The 24,140-nt window shown below is 69.1% G+C and carries 24 protein-coding genes; 11 read left to right on the forward strand and 13 right to left on the reverse strand.

Annotation, left to right across the window (positions count from 1 at the left end):
• Positions 1 to 4 precede the first annotated feature (4 nt).
• Positions 5 to 859 carry a helix-turn-helix domain-containing protein gene (locus OG828_RS26630; protein ID WP_328502522.1) on the reverse strand — a complete coding sequence of 285 codons (855 nt, stop codon included), beginning with the start codon at positions 857 to 859 and terminating at the stop codon, positions 5 to 7.
• A gap of 137 nt (positions 860 to 996) precedes the next feature.
• Here OG828_RS26630 and OG828_RS26635 point away from each other — a divergent pair, with 137 nt between their 5' ends.
• The 6 genes from OG828_RS26635 to OG828_RS26660 all read left to right on the forward strand — a co-directional run bounded on the left by OG828_RS26635 (position 997) and on the right by OG828_RS26660 (position 6,879).
• A complete protein-coding gene (locus tag OG828_RS26635; protein ID WP_210582528.1) occupies positions 997 to 1,440 on the forward strand; it encodes an ATP-binding protein in 444 nt (147 codons plus the stop codon).
• 63 nt (positions 1,441 to 1,503) lie between these two features.
• The gene (locus OG828_RS26640; RefSeq protein WP_328372186.1) at positions 1,504 to 2,517 is read left to right on the forward strand and encodes a C40 family peptidase; all 1,014 of its coding nucleotides are present in this window, start codon (positions 1,504 to 1,506) and stop codon (positions 2,515 to 2,517) included.
• A 19-nt stretch (positions 2,518 to 2,536) separates the two neighbouring features.
• Positions 2,537 to 2,983 (forward strand): helix-turn-helix transcriptional regulator, encoded by a 447-nt coding sequence (locus OG828_RS26645; protein ID WP_328502523.1) that lies wholly within the window; start codon positions 2,537 to 2,539, stop codon positions 2,981 to 2,983.
• 10 nt (positions 2,984 to 2,993) lie between these two features.
• Positions 2,994 to 3,407, forward strand: a complete 414-nt coding sequence (locus OG828_RS26650) for a VOC family protein (protein ID WP_328502524.1) — start codon at positions 2,994 to 2,996, stop codon at positions 3,405 to 3,407.
• Between the two features lie 120 nt (positions 3,408 to 3,527).
• Positions 3,528 to 5,888, forward strand: coding sequence for an excinuclease ABC subunit UvrA (locus OG828_RS26655; RefSeq protein WP_328502525.1), 2,361 nt, complete (start codon positions 3,528 to 3,530; stop codon positions 5,886 to 5,888).
• Positions 5,889 to 6,168: 280 nt separating this feature from the next.
• Positions 6,169 to 6,879, forward strand: coding sequence for a phosphatase PAP2 family protein (locus OG828_RS26660; RefSeq protein ID WP_328502526.1), 711 nt, complete (start codon positions 6,169 to 6,171; stop codon positions 6,877 to 6,879).
• Positions 6,880 to 6,993: 114 nt separating this feature from the next.
• Here the strand turns inward: OG828_RS26660 and OG828_RS26665 are convergent, their stop codons facing one another.
• Positions 6,994 to 8,559, reverse strand: coding sequence for an FAD-binding oxidoreductase (locus OG828_RS26665; RefSeq protein ID WP_328502527.1), 1,566 nt, complete (start codon positions 8,557 to 8,559; stop codon positions 6,994 to 6,996).
• Between the two features lie 497 nt (positions 8,560 to 9,056).
• On the opposite strand from OG828_RS26665, the gene OG828_RS26670 reads away from it, so the two are divergent.
• Both OG828_RS26670 and OG828_RS26675 read left to right on the forward strand, forming a co-directional pair.
• The gene (locus OG828_RS26670; protein ID WP_328439925.1) at positions 9,057 to 9,890 is read left to right on the forward strand and encodes a hypothetical protein; all 834 of its coding nucleotides are present in this window, start codon (positions 9,057 to 9,059) and stop codon (positions 9,888 to 9,890) included.
• A gap of 135 nt (positions 9,891 to 10,025) precedes the next feature.
• On the forward strand, positions 10,026 to 10,202 hold the full coding sequence (locus tag OG828_RS26675) for a hypothetical protein (protein WP_328361954.1): 177 nt from the start codon (positions 10,026 to 10,028) through the stop codon (positions 10,200 to 10,202).
• A 96-nt stretch (positions 10,203 to 10,298) separates the two neighbouring features.
• Here OG828_RS26675 and OG828_RS26680 read toward each other — a convergent pair whose 3' ends face one another.
• Positions 10,299 to 10,655 (reverse strand): metal-sensitive transcriptional regulator, encoded by a 357-nt coding sequence (locus OG828_RS26680; protein WP_246886631.1) that lies wholly within the window; start codon positions 10,653 to 10,655, stop codon positions 10,299 to 10,301.
• 227 nt (positions 10,656 to 10,882) lie between these two features.
• Here OG828_RS26680 and OG828_RS26685 point away from each other — a divergent pair, with 227 nt between their 5' ends.
• A complete protein-coding gene (locus OG828_RS26685) occupies positions 10,883 to 11,503 on the forward strand; it encodes a DUF47 domain-containing protein (RefSeq protein ID WP_210582535.1) in 621 nt (206 codons plus the stop codon).
• A 9-nt stretch (positions 11,504 to 11,512) separates the two neighbouring features.
• Positions 11,513 to 12,511 (forward strand): inorganic phosphate transporter, encoded by a 999-nt coding sequence (locus OG828_RS26690; RefSeq protein ID WP_328439926.1) that lies wholly within the window; start codon positions 11,513 to 11,515, stop codon positions 12,509 to 12,511.
• Between the two features lie 208 nt (positions 12,512 to 12,719).
• Here the strand turns inward: OG828_RS26690 and pstB are convergent, their stop codons facing one another.
• From pstB to OG828_RS26740, 10 genes are all read right to left on the reverse strand, one after another.
• Entirely contained in the window at positions 12,720 to 13,496 is a 777-nt protein-coding gene (pstB, locus tag OG828_RS26695; protein ID WP_328361965.1) for a phosphate ABC transporter ATP-binding protein PstB, read from the reverse strand.
• Between the two features lie 52 nt (positions 13,497 to 13,548).
• Positions 13,549 to 14,610, reverse strand: coding sequence for a phosphate ABC transporter permease PstA (gene pstA / locus OG828_RS26700; RefSeq protein ID WP_328361968.1), 1,062 nt, complete (start codon positions 14,608 to 14,610; stop codon positions 13,549 to 13,551).
• On the reverse strand, positions 14,607 to 15,608 hold the full coding sequence (gene pstC, locus OG828_RS26705) for a phosphate ABC transporter permease subunit PstC (protein WP_328361970.1): 1,002 nt from the start codon (positions 15,606 to 15,608) through the stop codon (positions 14,607 to 14,609). Before pstC ends, pstA begins: the two co-directional genes overlap by 4 nt.
• A gap of 103 nt (positions 15,609 to 15,711) precedes the next feature.
• Positions 15,712 to 16,836: a phosphate ABC transporter substrate-binding protein PstS gene (gene pstS, locus OG828_RS26710; RefSeq protein WP_328502528.1), complete on the reverse strand. Its 1,125-nt coding sequence runs from the start codon at positions 16,834 to 16,836 to the stop codon at positions 15,712 to 15,714.
• A gap of 221 nt (positions 16,837 to 17,057) precedes the next feature.
• Positions 17,058 to 17,480, reverse strand: coding sequence for an NUDIX hydrolase (locus OG828_RS26715; protein WP_328502529.1), 423 nt, complete (start codon positions 17,478 to 17,480; stop codon positions 17,058 to 17,060).
• 37 nt (positions 17,481 to 17,517) lie between these two features.
• Positions 17,518 to 18,648 carry a CHAD domain-containing protein gene (locus OG828_RS26720; RefSeq protein WP_328502530.1) on the reverse strand — a complete coding sequence of 377 codons (1,131 nt, stop codon included), beginning with the start codon at positions 18,646 to 18,648 and terminating at the stop codon, positions 17,518 to 17,520.
• Complete coding sequence (locus OG828_RS26725) at positions 18,629 to 20,860, reverse strand: RNA degradosome polyphosphate kinase (protein WP_210582543.1); 2,232 nt, start codon at positions 20,858 to 20,860, stop codon at positions 18,629 to 18,631. Before OG828_RS26725 ends, OG828_RS26720 begins: the two co-directional genes overlap by 20 nt.
• Positions 20,861 to 21,172: 312 nt before the next feature.
• On the reverse strand, positions 21,173 to 22,156 hold the full coding sequence (locus OG828_RS26730; protein WP_328502531.1) for an ABC transporter permease: 984 nt from the start codon (positions 22,154 to 22,156) through the stop codon (positions 21,173 to 21,175).
• Complete coding sequence (locus OG828_RS26735; protein WP_328439932.1) at positions 22,153 to 23,019, reverse strand: ABC transporter ATP-binding protein; 867 nt, start codon at positions 23,017 to 23,019, stop codon at positions 22,153 to 22,155. The genes OG828_RS26730 and OG828_RS26735 overlap by 4 nt, the downstream gene beginning before the upstream one ends.
• A complete protein-coding gene (locus OG828_RS26740; RefSeq protein WP_328361989.1) occupies positions 23,016 to 23,423 on the reverse strand; it encodes a GntR family transcriptional regulator in 408 nt (135 codons plus the stop codon). The genes OG828_RS26735 and OG828_RS26740 overlap by 4 nt, the downstream gene beginning before the upstream one ends.
• 135 nt (positions 23,424 to 23,558) lie before the next feature.
• Between OG828_RS26740 and OG828_RS26745 the strand changes: the two genes are divergently transcribed.
• On the forward strand, positions 23,559 to 24,101 hold the full coding sequence (locus tag OG828_RS26745) for an RNA polymerase sigma factor (protein ID WP_210582547.1): 543 nt from the start codon (positions 23,559 to 23,561) through the stop codon (positions 24,099 to 24,101).
• Positions 24,102 to 24,140 lie beyond the last annotated feature (39 nt).

Here is a 24,140-nt window from a genome sequence, read left to right on the forward strand (position 1 = left end):
TCCTTCACAGCTCTCGCATCACGTTGTGGACAAGGTCCTGGGTCTTCTCCGGGCCGAGCGCGACAGCCTCGATCCGGTCGAACAGCGTGCGGTACTTGTGCAACTGTGCCTCGGCATCGAGGAAGGCGAGGCCGTGGGCCTGGTCGAGATAGACGGTGTCCAGCTGCGGTACCGGGCCGCGCGCGTAGTGGATCGACTGGCCGGATCCCGGGAAGGCCCCGGCGTCGAAGGTGACGGCGCGCAGGGTCACGTGGTCCCGGTCATTCATGTCGAGCAGGTGCTGCAACTGTTGGCGGGCAACCGTGGGGCCGCCGACCTTCATGCGCAGAGCGGCCTCGTGGATGATCGCCTCGTACGGTGTCGGTTCTTCCTCGCGGAAGAGGATCGCCTGGCGCTTGATGCGGAACGACAGGCGGTGCTCGATGTCGGGCGGGGAGAGTTCGGTGACCGCCTGACGGAAGATCTCGAGTGCGTACTCGCGTGTCTGGAGCAGCCCGGGAACGCGGGCCGTGGTGAAGTCGCGCAACGACCGGGCGTGGTGCTCCAGTTCGGCCAGATCGAGCAGCGGACGGGAGAGCTGCTCGCGGTACTCCTCCCACCAGCCGCGCTTCCGGTCGCCGGTCATTCCGGCGATCGCCTCGACGAGTGCCTTGTCCGGGCAGTCGTAGTGGCAGGCCAGCGTGCGTACGCGCTCGGCGCTCACCCCGAGTCGGCCGGTCTCCATGTTGCTGACCTGCGCCTGCTTCATGCCGAGCAACTCCGCGGCCTGCGTTGAGGTCAGGCCCGCGCGCTCGCGCAGCTTGCGCAGCTCGGCGCCAAGCCGGAGTTGACGTCCCGTCGGGTTGGTCCTCACGGGCATCCCCGTCTCTCCCTGCGCACTGCCGTCACCTACACGGGTGAATGCTTTTATTATCCCCGGGTTTCGGAGAAGAATATATCCGGAGCCCGCTACCTTCGTAGTGAGGCCCCAACTCCCCTCAGTGATCGGAGACTTCCATGTCCACCGTATCCCCGCCCTGGACCTACACCCTCCACCTCCCGCACGATCCCCGCGCCCCTCGCATCGCCCGCGCCACCCTCCGTACCGTCCTCGCCGCCCATGGGCTCACCCACGTCATCCCCACCGCCGAACTCATGGCCTCCGAACTCCTCACCAACGCCCACCTCCACACCACCGGCCCCTACGCCCTCCGCGTCCGCCCGATGGAATCCGACCGCCTCCGGGTCGCCGTATGGGACACCGACCCCCGCGTCCCGCCCGGCTTCACGACCGACGGCGCCACCGTCGCCGTACCGCCGGACGATGCCGAATCCGGACGCGGCCTGCACCTCGTACGCGCGTGTGCCGACTCCGTAGGCGCGTCCGTGTTGCGGGAGCTCGGCGCGTCCAAGGGCGGGAAGCTGCTGTGGGCCGAGTGTCAGTGGGGTGACCTAACGTAGTGGGACGTCCTTCGGGGCAGTCTCTACACTGACGTGGGCGCAATCCCGGGCGGCGAGGGGCGGTTGACGGTGCGTAAGGCATGGATCGTGGCGGGTGCCGCGCTCGCGGCCGGGCTCAGCTTCGTCATGCTGCTCGTCGTCGGCGTGTACATCGTCGCCGGGAACCTGGCCAACGGGGTTGGTGGGGGCGCGAAGACGCTCGCCAAGGGGGCCGTGCCTGCCGCCTATCAGCCGCTCGTGCAGAAGTACGGCAACATGTGCCCCGCGATCAATCCCGCACTGCTCGCCGCCCAGCTGTATCAGGAGAGCGGGTTCAACCCGAAGGCGCAGAGCCATGCGGCGGCGCAGGGGATAGCGCAGTTCATCCCCGGGACCTGGGCCACGCACGGCGTCGACGGGGACGGGGACGGGGACCGGGATGTGTGGGATCCGAACGACGCGATTCCGTCGGCTGCCAGGTACGACTGCTCGCTCGCGAAGTATGTGAAGGACGTGCCGGGCGACCCGACGAAGAACATGCTCGCCGCCTACAACGCGGGCGCGTACGCGGTCATCAAGTACGGGGGTGTGCCGCCGTACGCGGAGACCCAGAACTACGTGAAGACCATCACGACCCTCGAGGAGAGCTTCGCGGCGCCCGTCTCCCGGGTGGACCCCTCCAAGCAGGCCGCCGGCGCCATCTACTACGCCCAGAAGAAGCTCGGCACGCCCTATCTGTGGGGCGGCAACGGGACCGCCGACCAGGGAGGGCGGTTCGACTGCTCCGGGCTGACCAAGGCAGCGTACGAGAGCGTCGGGATCACGCTGCCCCGGGTCGCCAACGATCAGTACAACGCCGGGCCGCATCCCTCGCGGGCGGAGCTGCTCCCCGGGGACCTGGTGTTCTTCTCGGACGACCTCACCAATTCCCGGGCCATCCGGCACGTCGGGATCTATGTCGGCGGCGGGTACATGATCGACGCGCCCCGGCCGGGGGCCGTGATCCGGTTCGACCCGATCGACACCCCCGACTACTTCGGGGCGACGCGGGTCACCGAGGACGGCGGGAAGGCGCTGGCGCTGACGGGGCAGGGATGAGCGTCGTAGGCTCTCGGATGTGACCAGCCCCCCACCCGTTCCGGAACAGCGGCTCCGCGATCTCGCGCGGCTGCGCCGGGTCCGTGACCGGATCGACCGCGAGTACGCGCAGCCGCTGGCCGTCGAGGCGCTCGCGCGCGGTGCGCACATGTCGGCGGGGCATCTGAGCCGGGAGTTCCGGGCCGCGTACGGGGAGTCGCCGTACAGCTATCTGATGACCCGGCGCATCGAGCGCGCGATGACGTTGCTGCGCCGCGGCGATCTCAGCGTCACCGAGGTCTGCTTCGAGGTCGGCTGTGCCTCGCTGGGCACCTTCAGTACGCGCTTCACCGAGTTGGTCGGCATGCCGCCCAGCACCTACCGGCGGCTCGCCGCGAGCGCGACGGAAGGGCTGCCGGCGTGCGTGGCGAAACAAGTGACCAGGCCTGTCAGGAATCGAGAAGCGGCGCCGGTGAGCCGCCGCTAGCGTGACGTCCATGGACATCACCATTCACACGAGCTTCCTTCCGCAGGACGACCCGGAGGCGGCGCTGGCCTTCTACCGGGACGCCCTTGGATTCGAGGTCCGCAGTGACGTCGGACAGGGCACGATGCGGTGGATCACGGTGGGGCCTGTCGGGCAGCCGGACACGTGCATTCTGCTGGCGCCGCCTTTCGCCGATCCCGGGATCACCGAGGAGGAGCGGCGCGTCATCGCCGAGATGATGGCCAAGGGGACGTACGGGTGGATTCTGCTGGCTACGGACGATCTCGACGGTGCGTTTGAGAAGGTGCAGGGGAGTGAGGCGGCGGAGGTTGTTCAGGAGCCTACTGAGCAGCCGTACGGGGTTCGGGACTGTGCGTTTCGCGATCCCGCGGGGAACATGGTGCGCATCCAGGAATCGAAGTGAAGTGAGTTGAGCTGAGGGCTCTGGTTGTCGGTTGGCTGCGGGTTTCGTTGTGGCTGGTCGCGCAGTTCCCCGCGCCCCTGAAGGGGCGCTTGTCGTACCGTCCTTTGATTTGGAGACCTGATGACGCCTCACGCTGCTGACCTTCACGACATGATCCGTGTGCATGGTGCGCGGGAGAACAATCTCAAGGACGTCAGTATTGAGATACCGAAGCGGCGGTTGACGGTGTTCACCGGGGTGTCCGGGTCGGGGAAGAGTTCGCTGGTTTTCGACACGATCGCGGCGGAGTCGCAGCGGCTGATCAATGAGACGTACAGCGCGTTCGTGCAGGGCTTTATGCCGAATCTGGCGCGGCCCGAGGTCGATGTGCTCGATGGGCTGACGACTGTGATCAGCGTGGATCAGCAGCGGATGGGTGCCGATCCGCGGTCCACGGTCGGTACCGCCACCGATGCGAACGCGATGCTGCGGATTCTGTTCAGCCGGCTCGGGAAGCCGCACATCGGGCCGCCCAGCGCTTACTCGTTCAACACCGCGACGGTCAAGGCGGCCGGCGCGATCACCGTGGAGCGGGGCGGCAAGACCAAGGCGGAGAAGGCGACGTACCAGCGCACGGGCGGGATGTGCACGCGGTGCGAGGGCCGGGGCAAGGTCACCGACATCGACCTCACGCAGCTCTACGACGACTCCAAGTCGCTGGCCGAGGGCGCGTTCACCATCCCGGGCTGGAAGTCGGACAGTCAGTGGACGGTGGGGCTCTACGCCCAGTCGGGCCTCCTCGACCCGAACAAGCCGATCCGCACGTTCACCAAGCGGGAGATGCAGGAATTCCTCTACGGCGAACCGAGGAAGGTGAAGGTCAACGGCGTCAACCTCACCTACGAAGGCCTGATCCCCAAGATCCAGAAGTCGTTCCTGTCCAAGGACAAGGAGGCGATGCAGCCGCACATCCGGGCGTTCGTGGAGCGGGCCGTCACCTTCACCACCTGCCCCGAGTGCGACGGCAGCCGGCTCAGCGAGGGTGCCAGGTCGTCGAAGATCGGGAAGATCAGCATCGCGGACGCCTGCGCGATGGAGATCCGTGACCTGGCCGAATGGGTTCGCGGTCTCAAGGAGCCATCGGTGGCGCCGCTGCTCACCGCGCTGCAGCAGAGCCTCGACTCGTTCGTGGAGATCGGCCTCGGCTATCTCTCGCTGGAGCGGCCGGCGGGCACGCTGTCCGGCGGTGAGGCGCAGCGCGTCAAGATGATCCGCCATCTCGGGTCCTCGCTCACCGATGTGACGTATGTCTTCGACGAGCCGACCATCGGGCTGCACCCCCATGACATCCAGCGGATGAACAACCTGCTGCTCCGGCTGCGGGACAAGGGCAACACCGTGCTCGTCGTGGAGCACAAGCCGGAGACGATCGCGATCGCTGACCACGTCGTCGACCTCGGCCCCGGCGCCGGTACGGCGGGCGGCACCGTCTGTTACGAGGGCACCCTCGACGGGCTGCGGGCCTCCGACACCATCACGGGGCGCCATCTGGACGACCGGGCCGCGCTGAAGGAGACGGTGCGGACGCCGAAGGGCGCGCTGGAGATCCGCGGTGCGACCGCGAACAACCTCCAGGGCGTCGACGTCGACATCCCGCTCGGGGTGCTGACCGTCGTCACCGGCGTCGCCGGCTCCGGCAAGAGCTCGCTCGTGCACGGCTCGGTCCCCGCCGACGAGGGTGTGGTGGCGGTCGACCAGACGCCGATCCGCGGCTCCCGGCGCAGCAACCCGGCGACGTACACCGGACTGCTCGAACCGATCCGCAAGGCCTTCGCCAAGGTGAACGGCGTGAAGCCTGCGCTGTTCAGCGCCAACTCCGAGGGCGCCTGTCCCACCTGCAACGGCGCCGGTGTCATCTACACCGACCTGGCGATCATGCAGAGCGTCGCCACGCCCTGCGAGGACTGTGAGGGCAAGCGGTTCGACGCGTCGGTGCTCGAGTACCGGCTCGGCGGGCGGGACATCAGCGAGGTGCTGGCGATGTCGGTGACCGAGGCCGAGGAGTTCTTCGGCGCCGGTGAGGCGCGTACGCCCGCGGCGCACACCATCCTCGACCGGCTCGCCGACGTCGGGCTCGGCTATCTCACCCTCGGCCAGCCGCTCACCACGCTGTCCGGCGGCGAGCGGCAGCGGCTCAAGCTGGCCACGCACATGGGCGACAAGGGCGGTGTCTACGTCCTCGACGAGCCGACGACCGGCCTCCACCTCGCCGACGTCGAGCAGCTGCTCGGCCTTCTCGACCGGCTGGTCGACTCCGGCAAGTCCGTCATCGTCATCGAGCACCACCAGGCCGTCATGGCGCACGCGGACTGGATCATCGACCTCGGACCCGGTGCCGGGCACGACGGTGGCCGAATCGTGTTCGAGGGCACCCCCGCCGATCTCGTCGCGGATCGCTCCACCGTCACTGGTGAGCACCTCGCGGAGTACGTCGGAGGCTGACCGGCGAGCGGTCGGAGCGGAATGGGAAGCCCTGGCCGAATTGGCCTGAACCGATCCCTGAACTGAGCGTCAACCACCCCCCTGAGCTGCGGTGATGAGTCTCTCTTCGATAACGTCTGCGTGATCATTCGGTGGAGTGTGGAACGTATTAACAGGAGCCGTGCGTTCCTGGTGACGTAGCCGAGCGGACGTCTGGCGGAAGCGGATCTACATCCACGGGGGTGGCGGTTCGGCGTGCGCACAGGTACGCCGGGGAGAGACGACGAAGGGGCCGTGCACCATGGCTGGACTCGCCGAATCCGGGTCGAACCCCGACGTCGAGCTGCTTTACGACATCAATGGCCTGGCCAAGGACGCGCCCCGGTGGTTCGACCGGGGTGTGGAATTCCTCGGCGAGTTCGGGCTCCTGATCGCGATGGTGCTGCTGGTGCTCTGGTGCTGGTGGGCTGTGCGGCGGCGGGGTGGCGAGGATGCTGCGGCTTCTGTCGCCGCGTTGGTGTGGGCGCCGCTCGCTGCGGGGATCGCGGTGCTCGTGAATGTGCCGATACGGGGATTTGTGGAGCGGCGTCGGCCGTTTCTCGACCATCAGGGGCTGGACGTTCTGGTGGACGGGAAGACCGATTTCTCCTTTGTGAGCGATCACGCGACGATTGCCATGGCCATGGGGGTCGGGCTGTTCGTCGCGAACCGGAAATTCGGTGTTGCGGGGATCTTGCTGGCCTTTGTCGAGGGGTATTGCCGGGTTCTTATGGGCGTGCACTATCCGACGGACGTCGTGGGTGGGTTTGCGCTCGGTACGGCTGTGGTGCTTTTGCTGTCGCCGCTGGCCATGGCTTTGCTTACGCCGGTGATGAAGGCGGCTGAGGGGTCGGGCAGGGCGTCTTGGCTTATCAGGGGGCGGGGGAGAGCCGCGGGGACTGAGCAGCAAGCTGTGATTCCGGGGGCGCGGAGTGAGTCGGCGGACGCGGCTGAGCGGGACCTCGCTGCGTAGCTGCCTCGGCGTGGGGGCTGGGCGGGGGTGGGTCGCGCGGCCCGGCGCTGACGGGGTGCCGCCTGCGCCCACCCGTGCCGCCCCAGGCAGCACGCATGCCCGCAGCTTGGCTGGCTAGAGCGCCTGTGGGTATGTGAAGAACCTCTTTGGGTCGTACTGCCTCTTCAGTTGCTGGAGGCGGGGGGCTGCGTCGCCGTAGTACGCCTTGCGCCAGTTTCTCAAGCTTGCGTCTGTGTAGTTCTGGTAGGCCGCGCCGGAGGCGTAGGGCTGCATTGCCGTGTGGGCCGCCGTTAGCCAGGTCTGGGATGTTGTGCCGGAGGTGCCGGCTCGCCAGGAGGCGACGTACTGGGCCAGCATGCGGGAGCGGCGGTGGATGAAGGCTGTGGTGGTGGGGGAGACGCGGTTGACGGCGCCGCCGAGGGCCGTGAGCTGGATGCTGGCGGCGCCTCCTCGGATCGCGGTCAGTTGGGAGAGGAGTTGCTGGATGCCGTCCGTGGGGAGTGAGGCGTCGAAGAAGGCCGACTTCGCCGCGTATGTCTCGCGGTTCAGGGCGCCCTCGGGGGAGCGGCCGGGGGTGGAGCCGGGGAGGTGGCACTGGGCGTCCGAGGCGAAGGACGAGCAGCCTGCGTAGAGCTCCATCGAGGCCTCGTAGGAACGGCGCTTGAGGGAGACGCTGGTGGCCGGGGAGCCTATTCGGTCGGCCAGTCGGTCCACCGCGTTCTGCAGTTCGCCGTAGGTGCTGAGGGAGAACGCCGCGACGGAGATGGTCGGGGTGCCGCCCGCCGCGTTGGCCAGGTGCAGGGAGGACCAGATCTCGTCGGGTTGGCTGGGACCCCACGCCTGCCAGGCTCGTACCACCGCCGCCGCCTTCGACCACGGCCAGCTCATGTACGCCGACACGCCCTGCGGCGCCGGGTGGGTCTTGAACTCCAGCTCCGTCACGACACCGAAGTTGCCGTTACCCGCGCCGCGCAGCGCCCAGAACAGGTCCTTGTTCTCGGAGGCGTTGGCTGTCAGCTGCTTGCCGTCCGCCGTGATCAGCGTCGCCCGGGTAAGGCTGTCGCAGGTCAGGCCGTACGCCCGGGAGACCACGCCATGGCCGCCGCCCAGGGTGAGGCCCGAGATTCCCACCGTCGGGCACGAGCCGCCGGGGACCGTCACGCCCTTGGCCGTGAGGGCGCGGTAGACGTCGATCAGCTTGGCGCCGGCGCCGACCACGGCCGTACCGCCGCTCGCGCGGACCCGGCTGAGCTTCGACACGTCGACGATCAGCCGGCCGTCGCCGGACGACCAGCCCGCGTACGAGTGGCCGCCGTTGCGGATCGCCACCTTGAGGTCGTGGGCCTGGGCGTAGGCGAGGGCCGTACGGACGTCGTCCGCGTGCGCCACATACGCCACCGCGACCGGCTTCAAGCTGTCGAAGCGGGTGTTGTAGAGCTGGTGGGCCGCCTTCCACTGCTGTTCGCCGGGGCGGACCAGGGTGCCGTCCAGGTCCTCGGCCAGGCCGGACCAGTTCTTCGCGGCGGGGGGTACGGCGCCGGTGGAGGTGGACGTGGACATGCCCGTGGTGGCGGCGCTGGTGGTGCGGGCCGCGCCCGAGGTGCCCCCGCCGCTGCACGCGGCTGTCGTCAACCCTGCGAGCGCGGCCGCGCCGCCTCCGATGAACGTACGCCGTTCCATGTGCGCCTCCCGTCGGCTTCCGTGGAGCGAGACGGGGCCCCGGAGTCTCGGGTTCCACAGCGGGCCGTCTGTGACAAGAACGCGGTCATGTCACAGGTCACAGGTCACAGGTCACAGGATGCCGGAGTACGGGCCGACGCGCCGGAACAGCGTCAACAGTGTCACTACACGTTGCGCTCCTACCTGGGTGCGTTCGCGTGCCCCTCCGCGTCCGTCCTGGCCATGCTGCGGGCTCTGCGGGCCGGGCCGCGCCAGCCGCAGCTGCACCGCGCTGTGCAGAACTTGCCTTGGTCAACCGTTGTTGTCCGATGTTCCGGGTGTGCCTGGCGGGAATTCAGGCCTTCGTGCTGCGCCACGTCCTCCACCGTACCCAGCCTGGGTAAACGGTTTCTCTGCTCGCCGTCCGCGTTCGGCCGGCGTGACGAGGCCACCGACGCGTCGTTATCCGGAACGACAAGGGGCCCGGGACGGACGTAGCGGCTGGGGGTAGGCAGGCGATGGCGGAGCGGCAGCGGCGACAGTGGCGGACAGCGGCGGGGGTCGCGGGACTCATGGTCTGCGCCTGCGCCACCGGGTGTTCCGGCGGAGCCGCCGCGGAGGACGCGCGCGCGGCCGCCGATCCCGTCGAGGCCCTGCACCGGGCCGCCGACCGGCTGGTGGACGCCGGCAGCGCCCAGGCCCGTACATCCATGGAGATGGCCACCGGCGGGACCCGCGTCACCATCCGCGGAGAAGGGGTCTACGACTTCTCCCGCCAGCTCGGGCGGCTGAAGGTACTGCTTCCGCAGGATCCGGCGGGGAGCCGGGAACACCGGTCGATCACCGAGCTCCTCGCCCCCGGCGCGCTGTTCATGAAGAACCGGGGGGCCGGGGTGCCCGCCGACAAATGGGTGCGTGTGGACACCGCCACGCTCTCCGACGGCAACCTCGTCACCGGCGGCGCCACGGACCCGTTCGCCGCCGCCGAGCTGCTGCGCGGGACGCGGACGGCGACATATGTGGGGGAGACCGAGGTCGCGGGGACCGCCGTACGGCACTACCGGGGCACCGCCGATCTCGCTCAGGCGGCGCAGGCGGCCTCGGCAGGAAACCAGGAAGCGCTCACCGCGGCGGCGAAAGGGTTCGCCCGGGCCACCGTGCCGTTCGACGTCTACCTCGACGAACAGGGGCGCATCCGCAAGATCCGGCACCGGTTCAGCTTCGTCAACGGACAGCAGCAGAACACCGTCGCGGTCGCCTCGACGACGCTGCTGTACGACTTCGGGGCCCCCGTCGACGTAGAACTGCCGGCGGCCGGGGACATCTACGCCGGGAAGATCGCCGAGGAGTGAGCGGGGGCCTACGGGGAAGCCGTGCGGAAAGGTGCGCGGAAGCATGACGGGCGTCAAGAACTAGCCCTTCCGTGCCATGCGCGTTGTGTAGGCCGCTCCCTACTCTAGGAAGTCGGTGACGGCAGAGAAGAGGTGATGCACGTGGCTCCGGTCGGCGGTACGGCAGTTCAGGACCACGTGGCCCTCGCCGAGATCGAGCTGTGCGGAGACCTGATCATCGCGGCGTCCGCCGCGGAGGACCGGCTCAGCCTGGAGAGCATCGACGAGGTGCTGAAAGTGGCCGAAGCGCGTGAGCGCGACAGGGGCGTGTAGCGGGGGGCGGTTGTTCTCTGCGGGTTCGTTGTGGCTGGTCGCGCAGTTCCCCGCGCCCCTTTGGGGCGCGGGGAACCATCACGTACGCGACAAAGGTCACGTGCGTAGCAGGCGGGCGATTGCCTTTGTTGCTTCCTCTACCTTCGCGTCGATCTCCTCGCCGCCCTTGACTGCGGCGTCGGCGACGCAGTGGCGCAGGTGTTCCTCCAGGAGCTGCAGGGCGAAGGACTGCAGGGCCTTGGTGGAGGCGGACACCTGCGTGAGTATGTCGATGCAGTAGACGTCCTCGTCGACCATGCGCTGCAGGCCGCGGATCTGGCCCTCGATCCGGCGCAGGCGCTTGAGGTGCTCGTCCTTCTGCTTGTGGTAGCCGTGGATCCCGCGGTCGTGGTCGGTGACCACGGCCGGGGTGGCCTCGGAGGGCACTCCCGCGCCGGCCTCGGTGGTCGTCATCGCGTCCTCCAGACACATATACCCCTACTGGGTATATCGTACCGAACTTTGCTGGGTATAGGGCTGTTGGCCAATGCCGCAGGCAGAAGCCAGGACCGAAGCCTTGGTACGCCCCTGTGCGGATCAGTTTGCGCGATGGGTGACACTGGGGGACGGCCCATTAGCCATGGCCGGATGATGTGCCTAGCATCAGCCTGTCCGAAACCGAAGCATCCTGAGGACCCCACGTGCGCTTTCGTCTGACCCCCAGGGAGACGAGCTTCTACGACATGTTCGCCGCGTCCGCGGACAACATCGTGACGGGCTCGAAGCTCCTGATGGAACTGCTCGGGGCGGACACCGCCGGCCGGGCCGAGATCGCAGAGCGTATGCGGGCCGCGGAACATGCGGGTGACGATGCCACACACGCGATCTTCCACCAGTTGAACTCCTCGTTCATCACGCCGTTCGACCGTGAGGACATCTACAAACTCGCTTCGTGCCTCGACGACATCATGGACTTCATGGAGGAGGCCGTCGACCTCGTCGTCCTCTACAACGTGGAGGAACTGCCCAAGGGCGTCGAGCAGCAGATCGAGGTGCTGGCGCGGGCGGCGGAGCTGACGGCCGAGGCGATGCCGAGTCTGCGGACGATGGACAACCTCACGGAGTACTGGATCGAGGTCAACCGGCTGGAGAACCAGGCCGACCAGATCCACAGAAAGCTTCTTGCTCATCTCTTCAACGGCAAGTACGACGCGATCGAGGTGCTGAAGCTCAAGCAGATCGTGGATGTGCTGGAAGAGGCGGCCGACGCGTTCGAGCATGTGGCGAACACGGTGGAGACCATCGCCGTCAAGGAGTCCTGAGCCCACGCCATGGACACCTTCGCACTGGTCGTGACCATCCTGGTCGCGCTCTTCTTCACGTACACCAACGGCTTCCACGATTCGGCCAACGCCATCGCCACGTCGGTGTCGACGCGTGCGCTGACTCCCAAGGCCGCGCTGGCGATGGCGGCCGTGATGAATCTCGCCGGTGCCTTTCTGGGCAGCGAGGTCGCCAAGACCGTGAGTGAAGGGCTGATTCAGACACCCGAGGGGTCGAAGGGGATGGGGATCCTCTTCGCCGCGCTCATCGGGGCGATCACCTGGAATCTGGTCACCTGGTACTACGGGCTGCCCTCGTCGTCCTCGCATGCGTTGTTCGGCGGCATGGTGGGGGCCGCGCTGGCGGGTGGGACGACCGTCTACTGGGACGGGGTGCTGGAGAAGATCGTCATTCCGATGTTCGTGTCGCCGGTGGTGGGGCTGGTGGTCGGATATCTGGTGATGACGGCGATCATGTGGATCTTCCGGCGCTCGAATCCGCACAAGGCCAAGCGCGGGTTCCGGATAGCGCAGACGGTGTCCGCGGCGGGGATGGCCCTGGGGCACGGTCTGCAGGATGCGCAGAAGACCATGGGCATCGTGGTGATGGCGCTGGTCATCGCCGATGTCGAGGACTACGGCGATCCGATTCCGGTGTGGGTGAAGATCGTGTGCGCCGTGATGCTGTCGCTCGGGACGTATGCCGGGGGGTGGCGGATCATGCGGACGCTGGGGCGGAAGATCATTGAGTTGGATCCGCCGCAGGGGTTCGCCGCGGAGACGACCGGGGCGTCGATCATGTTCACTACGGCGTTCTTGTTCCGGGCGCCGATTTCCACGACGCATGTGATCACGTCGGCGATCATGGGGGTCGGGGCGACGAAGCGGGTGAACGCCGTGCGGTGGGGTGTCGCCAAGAACATTGTGCTGGGGTGGTTCATCACGATGCCGGCGGCCGCGGTGGTGGCCGCGGGGGCGTATGGGGTTGTGAACCTGGCGTTTCTGTAGCGGTGCCTGTGGGTGGGGGCTGGGCGGGGGTGGGTCGCGCCAGCCCGGCGCTGACGGGGTGCCGCCTGCGCCCACCCGTGCCGCCCCAGGCGGCACGAATGCCCGCAGCTCAATCAACAACGACGACGGGCCCGCCCCCCGGTAACCCGGGGAGCGGGCCCTTATCGGCCTCGCGGTGGCACCGCCATGCAGCACCGCGAGGGGTCTGTCAGCCGAAGCGGCCGGAGATGTAGTCCTCGGTGGCCTGGACCGACGGGTTGGAGAAGATGCGCTCCGTGTCGTCGATCTCGATGAGCTTGCCGGGCTGGCCGACGGCGGCGAGGTTGAAGAAGGCGGTGCGGTCGGAGACCCGGGCCGCCTGCTGCATGTTGTGCGTCACGATGACGATCGTGAAGCGTTCCTTCAGCTCGCCGATCAGGTCCTCGATGGCGAGGGTGGAGATCGGGTCGAGGGCCGAGCAGGGCTCGTCCATCAGCAGCACGTTCGGCTCCACCGCGATCGCCCGCGCGATGCACAGACGCTGCTGCTGACCACCCGACAGGCCCGACCCCGGCTTGTTCAGGCGGTCCTTGACCTCGTTCCAGAGGTTGGCGCCCTTGAGGGACTTCTCTACGACGTCGTCCAGTGCGGACTTCTTGTACGAGCCGTTGAGCCTCAGGCCGGCCGCCACGTTGTCGTACACCGACATCGTGGGGAACGGGTTCGGACGCTGGAAGACCATGCCGACCTCGCGCCGCACGGACACCGGGTCGACCCCGGCGCCGTACAGGTTCTCGTCGTCGAGCATGACCTTGCCCTCGACCCGGCCGCCCGGCGTCACCTCGTGCATGCGGTTGAGCGTGCGCAGGAACGTGGACTTGCCGCAGCCGGAGGGGCCGATGAAGGCGGTTACGGAACGGGGCTCGACGGTCATCGAGATGTCTTCGATGGCGCGGAAGGAGCCGTAGTAGGCGTTGAGCCCGCTTACGTCGATTCGCTTGGCCATGGGTATCACTGCTTCTTTCGGGAAATCTGAGATCGGTCGCTGTATGGCCGCGTCAGCGACCGGTCTTCGGCGCCTTCCAGCGGGCGATGCCGCGGGCTGCCAGGTTCAGGATCATCACGAAGGCGATCAGCGTGAGGGCCGCGGCCCAGGCACGGTCGTATGCCGCACCCGAACCGGCGCTGTTCTTGAACTGCTGGTAGATGTACAGCGGCAGCGACGCCTGCGCACCCTCGAAGGGGTTGTTGTTGATGAACGGGTTGCCGAACACCAGCAACAGTACGGGCGCGGTCTCACCGGCGATACGGGCCACCGCCAGCATGATGCCGGTGGTGATACCGCCGATCGCGGTCGGCAGGACCACCTTCAGGATGGTGCGCCACTTCGGGATGCCCAGCGCCAGGGATGCCTCGCGCAGCTCGTTCGGGACGAGCTTGAGCATCTCCTCCGTGGAGCGGACCACGACCGGCATCATCAGGATCGTCAGCGCGAGCGCGCCGGCGAAGCCGGAGAAGCCCATGTCGAAGATGAGCAGAAGGCTGAGGATGAACAGACCGGCGACGATCGACGGGATACCGGTCATCACGTCGACGAAGAAGGTGACGGCCCGGGCGAGGTTGCCGCGCCCGTACTCCACCAGGTAGATCGCGGTGAGCACACCGACCGGCACGGCGATCAGGGTGGCGATGCCGACCTGCTCGAGGGTGCCGATGATGGCGGCGTAGATGCCGCCGCCCGGCTCGGTGTCGGCGACGACGCCCATCGAGTGGCTGAGGAAGTATCCGTCGAGCACCTTGGTACCGCGCTCGATGGTCGCCCAGATCAGCGAGGCGAGCGGCACCACGGCGAGCAGGAAGGCGACCCAGACCAGCGAGGTCGCGATGCGGTCCTTGGCCTGGCGGCTGCCCTCGACCCGTCCGGCGATGACGAACGTACCGAGGACGAAGAGGATCGCGGCGATCAGACCCCACTGGATCTTGCTCTCGATCCCGGTGGCCAGGGAGAGGCCGACGGAGACGGCGAGGGAGCCCGCGGCCAGCGCCCACGGGAACCACTTGGGCAGCCGGTCACCCTGCAGCGAGCCGCGGCGCTTGTTGTTGATGGCGGTGGTGCTCATGCGTTGGCCCCCGAGAACTCCTTGCGACGGGCGATGATCATGCGCGCCGCGCCGTTGACCAGCAGGGTGATGACGAACAGGACCAGACCGGAGGCGATGAGCGCGTCCTGGCCGAACTCGTCCGCCTCGGGGAACTTGGCGGCGATGTTCTGGGCGAAGGTGCCGCCGCCCGGGTCGAGCAGGCTGCCGTGGATCAGGAAGTCCGGGGAGAGCACGGTGGCGACGGCCATCGTCTCGCCGAGCGCGCGGCCGAGGCCGAGCATCGAGGCGGAGATCACGCCGGAGCGGCCGAAGGGCAGCACCGACATGCGGATGACCTCCCAGCGCGTGGCGCCGAGGGCCAGCGCCGCCTCCTCGTGCATCTGCGGGACCTGGTTGAAGACCTCACGGCTGACGTTCGTGATGATCGGCAGGATCATGATCGCGAGCAGGATGCCGACGGTCAGCATCGAGCGGGCGGGGCCCTCTTCCCAGGAGAAGATGCCGGTCCAGCGGAAGTAGTCGTTCAGCCAGCCGAAGAGGCCGTCCATCTGCGGTACGAGGATCAGGGCGCCCCACAGGCCGTACACGATGGACGGTACGGCGGCGAGCAGGTCGATCACGTACGCGATGGGGCCGCTGAGCCTGCGCGGGGCGTAGTGGGTGATGAACAGCGCGATGGCGACGGCGATCGGGACCGCGATGGCCATGGCGATGATCGAGGAGACGACCGTGCCGTAGGCCAGGACCGCGATGCCGAAGACCGGCGGCTGCGTGCCGGTGTTCCACTCGAAGGTCGTGAGGAAGTTGCCGTCGTTCTTGCTGATGGCGATGGCGGCACGCCAGGTCAGGAAGATCGCGATCGCGGCCATGATCGCCAGCAGGAAGATGCCGGACCCTCGGGCGAGACCGAGGAAGACCCGGTCTCCGGGGCGAGTGGCACCGCGGGCGGCACGCTTGCGTTCGGCCTCGGTCGGCTGGGGTGCGGGAGGAGGTGTGTCTTGTGTGGCTATGTCCATCGGGTTCTCCGGTCTGCGGAGCCACACTGGCGTACGGCTCCATGGCGGCGGTGCACCGGACGGTGCGGCCCGGCCCCTGGCGGGACCGGGCCGCACGCTCAGGTCAGCTCAGGCCCGCGATGGTGGTGCGGACCTTGGCGATGATCTCGTCGGGGATCGGAGCGTAGGAGTTGTCGGCGAGGATGCCCTGGCCGTCCTCGCTGGCGATGTAGGTGAGGAACGACTTGACGGTGGGCAGGGTGTCGGACTTGTTGCCCTTGTCGCAGACGATCTCGTAGGTCACCAGGGTGATCGGGTAGGCGCCGTCGGCCTTGGTGTTGTAGTTGATCTCGAGCGCGAGGTCCTTGCCCGTGCCGACGACCTCGGCGTCCGCGATGGCGGCCGTGGCGCTGTCGGAGCTGGGCTTGACCGGCTCAGCGGCGCCCGTGTCGATGGCGACGGTCGACATCTCCTTGGCGTACGACTCCTCCATGTAGCTGATCGCGCCGGAGGTCTGCTTGACGCTCTGCGCGACACCGGAGGAACCGGACGCGGCCTGGCCGCCCGGAGCGGCCCACGCCTTGCCGTCGCCGTAGGTCCAGTCCGCCTTGGCGGCGGCGCCCAGGTACTTGGTGAAGTTGTCCGTGGTGCCGGACTCGTCCGAGCGGTGGAACGCCTGGATCTTGGTGCTGGGGAGCTGGGCGTCGGGGTTCAGCTTCTTGATCGCCGCGTCGTCCCAGGTCTTGATCTTGCCGCTGAAGATCTGGGCGATCGTCTTCGCGTCCAGGACCAGGTCGTCGACGCCCTCGACGTTGTACGCGAGGGCGATCGCGCCGCCGACCATCGGGAGGTCGATGCCCTGGCCGCCGGAGCAGACCTTCTTGGACTCGGTGACTTCCTCGGGCTTCAGCGCGGAGTCCGAGCCGGCGAAGGCGACCGTGCCCTGGTTGAACGCGGTGATGCCGGCGCCGGAGCCGCCGCCCTTGTAGTTGATCTGGACGCCGGGGCAGGCGGCCGCGAACTGCTTGACCCACGCGTCGATAGCGTTCTTCTGCGCGGACGAGCCATCGGCGAGCAGCTGGCCCTTGGCGCCCTCGCACTTGATCGAACCGGCGTTGGCGGTCGCGGAGGCGTCGCCGCCGTTGCTGGTGCCGGTGTCGTCCGAGCCGCACGCCGTGAGGGCCAGGGCGCCGGAGAACGCGATCGCGCCGAGAGCGAGAGCCCGCCGGTTCTTGCGCTGAAGCTTCACTTGAGGAAATTCCTTCCAGGAGCCGCCGTCCTGAATCGGCGGCGTGCGAAAGACTGGTTGAAACGGGTGCGTAATCGAGGCGCACCCGTCATCAGGTAAGGCCGAAATTAGGCAGATCAGGTGAAGCCGCCAATGGCTGAAAATGAACGGAGGGTGAACCCCTGCCGTCGGTGTGGTTAGGTCACGGAAGGCTTACGTTGAGGACACGGGGCGATTCCGGACTATGCCAGGCGAAGGGCGTCCAACAGCGCGTCCACGAGGGTGCGATCCCTCGGCTGGGTGAGCCGGTCGCGGGCTGCCGTCGGGGAGAGCCACAGGAGGCGGTCCACTTCGTCGTTGGGGGTGAAGGTGCCGGGTCCCGCCTCGGCCGCCCAGTAGCGCACCTGCTTGGGACGGCCGGCCGTGAAGTAGTGGGCGGTGGGCAGCTCGGCGCCCGGCACCGCGCTGTAGCCCGTCTCCTCCGCCACTTCCCGTACGGCGCCCGCGAGCGGTTCCTCGTCGCGCTTCAGCTTGCCCTTGGGGTGGGACCAGTCGTCGTATTTTGGTCGGTGCACGAGGCATATCTCAAGCTCACCGTCCACCGGCGAACGGCGCCACAGGACGCAGCCGGCCGCCTGGACGACGCCGTCGTTCGTGTGAGTCACCGGGGCTCCACCGCCTCCTCGAGGATGCGCGTGCGGGTCAGGCCGTGCCGACGGCCTGCTTCTGCCATGACTGCTGGAACGTGAAACGTGCCGCCTCCACCTCGTGCCGCTGGTCGGCGTGGAGCACGCCGAGGGCGTACGCCGTCGCCGGGGCGATGCGCGGGGTGCGTGCCGCGGCGGCCGCGGCGGCTGCCGCCTCCGAGGCGTCGCGGTGCCGGTTGAGGGCCTGGCCCGCGGTGAGCAGGCGGGCGTCCACGGGTGCCTTCTCGCCGTGCAGGACCTCGAGGGCGTAGCGGTGCAGGCGCAGCAGCAGGCGGACCTGGTGCCAGGGGGCGTCCTGCGGGTGCGGGGCCGGGTCCGGTGAGAGGCCGTGGATCAGCGCCTCCGCGTTGTACGGGCAGCCGGCCGTCACCAGGGGGAGCGCGGTGATCGCGTCGGTGAGGCGCTCCTCGGCCGCGGCGGCGAGGGGGCGGAGGTCGGCGGTGGGGGCGGTCGGCGTGAGCGGGACGTCGCTGGCCAGTACGGCGATGTGGTCGGCGACCGCGTGGAAGCGGGAGGAGCCGAGGGCCTGGAGGGCCGTGGAGTGGGCCCGGGTCCGGGCGAGGGTGAGCTGGCGTTCCAGCAGGGCGCCTGCTTTGGCGGCGCCTACCGTCAGGTTGCCGCGTTCTGTGGGCTGGCCGCTGGGGGGACCGGCGTCGGTATGTGCCGCTTTCTTTGGGACGGGCGCCGCCCCAGCGGCACGACTGCCCGCAGCTACGCCACTGGTGGCGTCGGACGGCTGTCCGGGCAGGCCGACCGCCCCCGACAGGCGGTGCAGCGCCAGCAGCAGCCGCTCCAGGCGGCCCGAGTACGCGTGTTCCATCGCCAGCGTGCCGGAGAGCCACGCCAGTTCGGGGCGGATGGCCTCGGCCCAGTCGGGGTCGAGCAGGGGGCGGAAGGTGTGCAGGCTGCCGCTGATGCGGCGGGCCGAGCGGCGCAGGGCGCGCGCCGCGTCGACGGCCTCCTCCGATCCTGAGCCCGCGCTGGATCCGTTGGACGAGCCTCCGGTCTCCCGGTGCAGCCGCAGCGCACGGAGGAACTCCGTGGCCTGGGCGCGCAGATAGCCCGCGAGGGCGTCCCCGGTCAGCCCGGCCGTGGGGTCCGTCGGTTCAAGGTGTTGCTGTGCCACGCCGGCGCCTCCGGGCGTCTATGAGCATCTCCTGGATGTTCCGCAGGGGCTGGCCGTCCGCGTCGAGCGCGTGCCGGGTCCACTCGCCGTCCGGGCCGAGATGCCAGGACGAGGTGGTGTCGGACATGCCGTTCTCGAGGAGCCGGTTGAGCGCGGCGCGGTGAGCCGGGTCGGTGACCCTCACCAGGGCCTCGATGCGGCGGTCGAGGTTGCGGTGCATCATGTCGGCGCTGCCGATCCACACCTCGGGCTCGCCGCCGTTGCCGTAGGCGAAGACCCGGGAGTGCTCGAGGAAGCGGCCGAGGATCGAGCGGACCCGGATGTTCTCCGAGAGGCCCGCCACTCCGGGGCGGATCGCGCAGATGCCGCGTACCCAGATGTCGACCGGCACGCCCGCCTGGGACGCGCGGTACAGGGCGTCGATGACGGCTTCGTCCACCATCGAGTTGACCTTGATCCGGATGAACGCGGGGCGTCCGGCACGGTGGTGCTGGACCTCCTTGTCGATCCGGGCGATCAGGCCGTCCCGCAGGGACTTGGGGGCCACCAGCAGCCGTCGGTAGGTCTCGCGGCGCGAGTATCCCGACAGCCGGTTGAACAGGTCGGACAGGTCCGCGCCGACCTGGGGGTCGGCGGTGAGCAGGCCGAGGTCCTCGTAGAGGCGGGCCGTCTTCGGGTGGTAGTTGCCGGTGCCGACGTGGCAGTACCGCCGCAGCGTGTCGCCTTCCTGGCGGACCACCAGTGACAGCTTGCAGTGCGTCTTCAGGCCGACCAGGCCGTAGACGACATGGCAGCCGGCCTCCTCCAGCTTGCGCGCCCACTTGATGTTGGCGTGCTCGTCGAAGCGGGCCTTGATCTCGACCAGGACGAGGACCTGCTTGCCGGCCTCGGCGGCGTCTATGAGCGCGTTGACGATCGGGGAGTCGCCGGAGGTCCGGTACAGGGTCTGCTTGATCGCGAGGACGTCGTCGTCCTCGGCCGCCTGCTCCAGGAACGCCTGCACGGAGGTGGAGAAGGAGTCGTACGGGTGGTGCAGCAGCACGTCCCGGTTGCGCAGCGCGGCGAAGATGTCGGCCGCGGACGCCGACTCGACCTCGGCGAGGTCGCGGTGGACGCCGGCGACGAACTTGCGGTACTTCAGCTCGGGCCGGTCGATGCCGCCGATGCGGAAGAGGCCGGTGAGGTCGAGCGGGCCCGGCAGCGGGTACACCTCGGCCTCGCTGATCTTCAGCTCCCGCACCAGCAGGTCGAGCACCTCGCGGTCGATGGACTCCTCGACCTCCAGGCGCACCGGAGGCCCGAAGCGGCGCCGCATGAGCTCCTTCTCCAGGGCCTGCAGGAGGTTCTCGGCGTCGTCCTCCTCGACCTCCAGGTCCTCGTTCCGGGTGAGCCGGAAGGCGTGGTGCTCCAGGACCTCCATGCCCGGGAACAGCTCCTCCAGGTGCGCGGCGATGACGTCCTCGATGGGGACGTACCGGCCGGGGGAGCTCTCCAGGAAGCGGGACAGCAGCGGCGGCACCTTCACGCGCGCGAAGTGGCGGTGGCCGGTGACGGGGTTGCGTACGACGACGGCCAGGTTCAGCGAGAGGCCGGAGATGTACGGGAAGGGGTGCGCCGGGTCGACCGCGAGGGGCGTGAGGACCGGGAAGATCTGGTGCCGGAACAGGGTGAAGAGACGCGCCTGCTCCTTCTCGGTCAGCTCGGCCCAGCGGACCAGGTGGATGCCCTCCTCGGCGAGCGCGGGGGCGACGTCCTCGTGGTAGCAGGCGGCGTGCCGGGCCATCAGCTCGCGGGAGCGGGCCCAGATCATCTCCAGCACCTCGCGGGGCTGGAGTCCCGAGGCGGACCGGGTGGCGACGCCGGTGGCGATACGGCGCTTCAGACCGGCGACCCGGACCATGAAGAACTCGTCCAGGTTGGAGGCGAAGATCGCCAGGAAGTTGGCCCGTTCCAGCAGCGGCGTGTTCGGGTCCTCGGCGAGCTCCAGGACCCGCTCGTTGAACGCGAGCCAGCTCCGCTCCCGGTCGAGGAAGCGGCCCTGGGGCAGCTGCGGCCCGTCGTACGGGGCCTCCTCGTAGGCGTCGAGGTCGGCATCGATGTCGGGTTCCAGGTCGGACACCGCGGCGGACACCGTGTGTGGCCGGTGCGCGGCTATGGAACCCACGGACGGCTGGGCGTGCTGGACCTGTGCCTGGGTGTTCGGCTGACTCATGAACCCATTGTTCCGCGCCGGGAGCGCTACGGGCGCGTCGGAGGACGCGGGAGGCAGGGCGGCGACGGCCAGTCTGCTCTCCCCGTTCCTCGCACGGCCCTCCTCGGGCGTCGAAGGCTCTGGCACGGCTCGGTTCATTCGCTGAGCGTCGCAAGCCCGCCTGAACCAATGGTTACGGCGACATGACGTGCGGGATAGCGGGGGGCGGCTCCCGGGGGTCTACGTCCCCCGGGTTTCCGTACGAGGGGCGGCGCGAAGCCCCGCGCATACGTCCCCTACCCGCTCTCGGGGACGTATGCGCATCGGGGCTCTTCAGCCGGTACGGCGCTTGACCAGCCGGAACGCGATCAAGGTGGCTGCGGCGGCGACGACGAGGACGATGGACGTCGCGGTGAGCTGGAGGGGCCAGTAGTGGGAAATGGGGTGGTAGTCGTTGTAGTAGCTGGTCGCGTCGAGGCGTTCCAGGGTGACCTTGCACGTCGGGACGAACGAGCCGCCGCACTGGGGGTCGGCGATCCGGTCGCCGGACGCGGTCACCAGACCGTGGCCGGCCGCCATGCCCTCACCCCACGGGCCTTGCTGCAGGCTGCTGAGCCGTGTGGCCGGCGGCCACAGATGCGGCAGCGCCTGCTGGATGGCGAGCCACAGCGCGGCCACCGCGACCGCGCCGGCGCCGAGCGCGGCGAGTGAGCGGCGCAGGACCAGGCCCGCGAGGGCGCCGACGAGGAGACCGGCCAGGGCGAGGGCGACGCTGATGGGGCCGCCTGCGTAGAAGGTGGCCGAGTCGTACCAGGGCTTGGCGGTGTCGATCTCGCCCCGCCCCGCCGACCAGGCCAGATGGTGCAGGAGGACGAGCAGTCCGGTGCCGGCGGTGACCAGGACGGCCGGTGCGGCGAGCTTGGCGGCGAGCCAGCGGGCGGGGGAGACGGACTGGGTCCAGGCCAGCCGGTCGGTGCCGTTCTCCAGTTCACGGCCGATCAGCGAGGCGCCCGCCCAGGCGGCGACCAGGAAGGGGAGTGCCAGGACGGCGATGGTCGCGAAGTTGTAGATGTCCTTGTAGAGGACGATCGCGTCCTGGTCGTACGTCACACAGGGCGGTGTCCCGCACGCTCTGTACTCCCGCCAGGCCACCGCCGCGTCGTCGGTGAGCGGGCCGCCCAGCCACAGGAGCGTGGCGGTGGTGACGACGATGAGTGCCGCCCAGATGTACAGGGCGGGCCGGTGGAGTCGTATCAGCCAGCGCAGCAAGTGGGGCGCGGGCGCCGGAGTCGGGGCGGGGGCGGTCAGGGCGGTCACGCGGGGGTCTCCTGGCTGTCGGCCTGCGGGTTGCGGAGGTAGGCGAGGACCAGGTCCTCCAGGGACGGGGCACTGGCGCGCATGTCGTCGGGCAGCGGGCCCGACGGGCGGAGCAGCGCGGTGAGCTGGCGGCCGGTGGTACGGGACTCGACGACGGTGTGGTGCGCGGCGAGGGACGTGTCGGCGGGACCCGACACGCGCGTGTGCACCTGAAGCAGCTCGTCGAGCTCGCCCGCGAGCCGGACCCGGCCGCCGCCGACCAGCAGCAGATGGTCGCAGGAGTCCTCCAGCTCCGCGACCACGTGCGAGGACATCACGATCGTGGTGCCGTACTGCGCGGCCTGGGACATCAGGACGCCCATCAGCTCGTGCCGGGCCAGCGGGTCGAGGTCGGCCATCGGCTCGTCCAGGAGCAGCAGTTCGGGCCGCTTGGCCAGCGCGAGAGCGAGCGCGACACGGGTGCGCTGGCCGCCGGAGAGGGAGCGCACGCGGGACTTGGGGTCGAGGTCGCCGGCGGCCACGATCCGCTCGGCGGCGGGCAGGTCCCAGCGGCCGGGGTTGAGGTCGGCGCCCATGCGCAGCGTCTCGGCGACCGTGAGCTGCGGGTACAGCGGCTTGTCCTGGCCGACGTAGCCGACACGCGCGCGTGCCGCAGCCGGAGTTCCGCCGAGGACGCTCACGGTGCCCTCGGTGGGCGCCAGTAGTCCGGCGGCGAGGGCGAGCAGTGTCGACTTGCCGGCGCCGTTCGGGCCGACGACCGCGCAGACGCGTCCGGTGGGCAGCCGGACGGTGCAGTCACGCAGCGCCCAGCGTTTGCCGAAGCGTTTCCCGAGGCCGGCTGCCTCTATGGCCGTGTCGGTCATGACGGGTCTCCCTGGAGGTGCTTCTCGCCTGCGGCGAAGTGTGAGTCGAGTACGGCGGTGAAGAGTGCGGCCACGTCCTCCCGTCCGAGCCCCGCCTCGCGGGCCCGGTCCGCCCAGGCGTCCAGCTCGCCGCGCAGGGGGGAGTCGGCGGGGGTGGTGCTCAGTCCGCGGCGGATAAAGGTGCCCAGGCCCCGGCGTGCCTCGACCAGGCCCTCCCGCTCCAGTTCGCGGTAGGCCTTGAGGACGGTGTTGGGGTTGATGGCGGTGGCTTCGACGACCTCGCGGGCCGTGGGGAGCTTGTCTCCCTGCTCCAGCAGGCCCAGGCGGAGCGCCTGCTTGGTCTGCTGGACGATCTGGACGTAGGTGGCCACGCCGCTGTGCCGGTCGATGCGGTACTCGACCATGGGAGAACCCCCTTTCACTAATTGAGTAGTGAAAGGGTGGTGGAAGGTGATCCCGAAAGTCAAGCCGGAAACGTCTGCCGGAATGTCATGGGCGAGGGTGTGAACCGATCCGGGACGCCGGTGCGATGAGGAGACGTGAGCGAAACGAGAAGCGACGGGGATCTGCTGCGGGCCATCGCGGCGGACGGGGACCGGCGCGCCTTCGAGGAGCTGTACCGGCGGTTCGCACCCTGGCTCGCCGCCCGGCTGCGCGGCCGGTGCGCCGACGCCGGGATAGTCGACGACGTCGTGCAGGAGACGTTCCTCGCGGTGTGGCGGGGCAAGGCCCGCTACCGGGAGGACGGGGATGTGGCCGGGTGGCTGTGGCGCATCGGGTCGCGGCGGCTGGTCGACGCGCTGCGGGGCGACGGGGCGCGCGGCCGGCTGCGGCAGGCGCTGACGCGGCTGCGGCACCGGGACGAGGCGTCCGCGGAGGAGCGCGTGCTCGCGGGGGTCGAGCACGGGGACCTCGCGGGTGCGCTGGTGAGGCTCTCACCGGAGCTGCGCGCGGTGCTCCAGGCGACGGTCATCGACGGGCTGACCACCCGCGAGGCCGCCGTCGTGCTGGGGATTCCGCCCGGCACGGTCAAGACGCGGGCGATGCGTGCCCGCAAGCAACTGCGGGAGGCGCTGGCATGACGCAGGTAACCCCGCACGCCCGCACACGAATCGAGGAGG

The organism is Streptomyces sp. NBC_00457 (assembly GCF_036014015.1).
Taxonomy (GTDB): domain Bacteria; phylum Actinomycetota; class Actinomycetes; order Streptomycetales; family Streptomycetaceae; genus Streptomyces.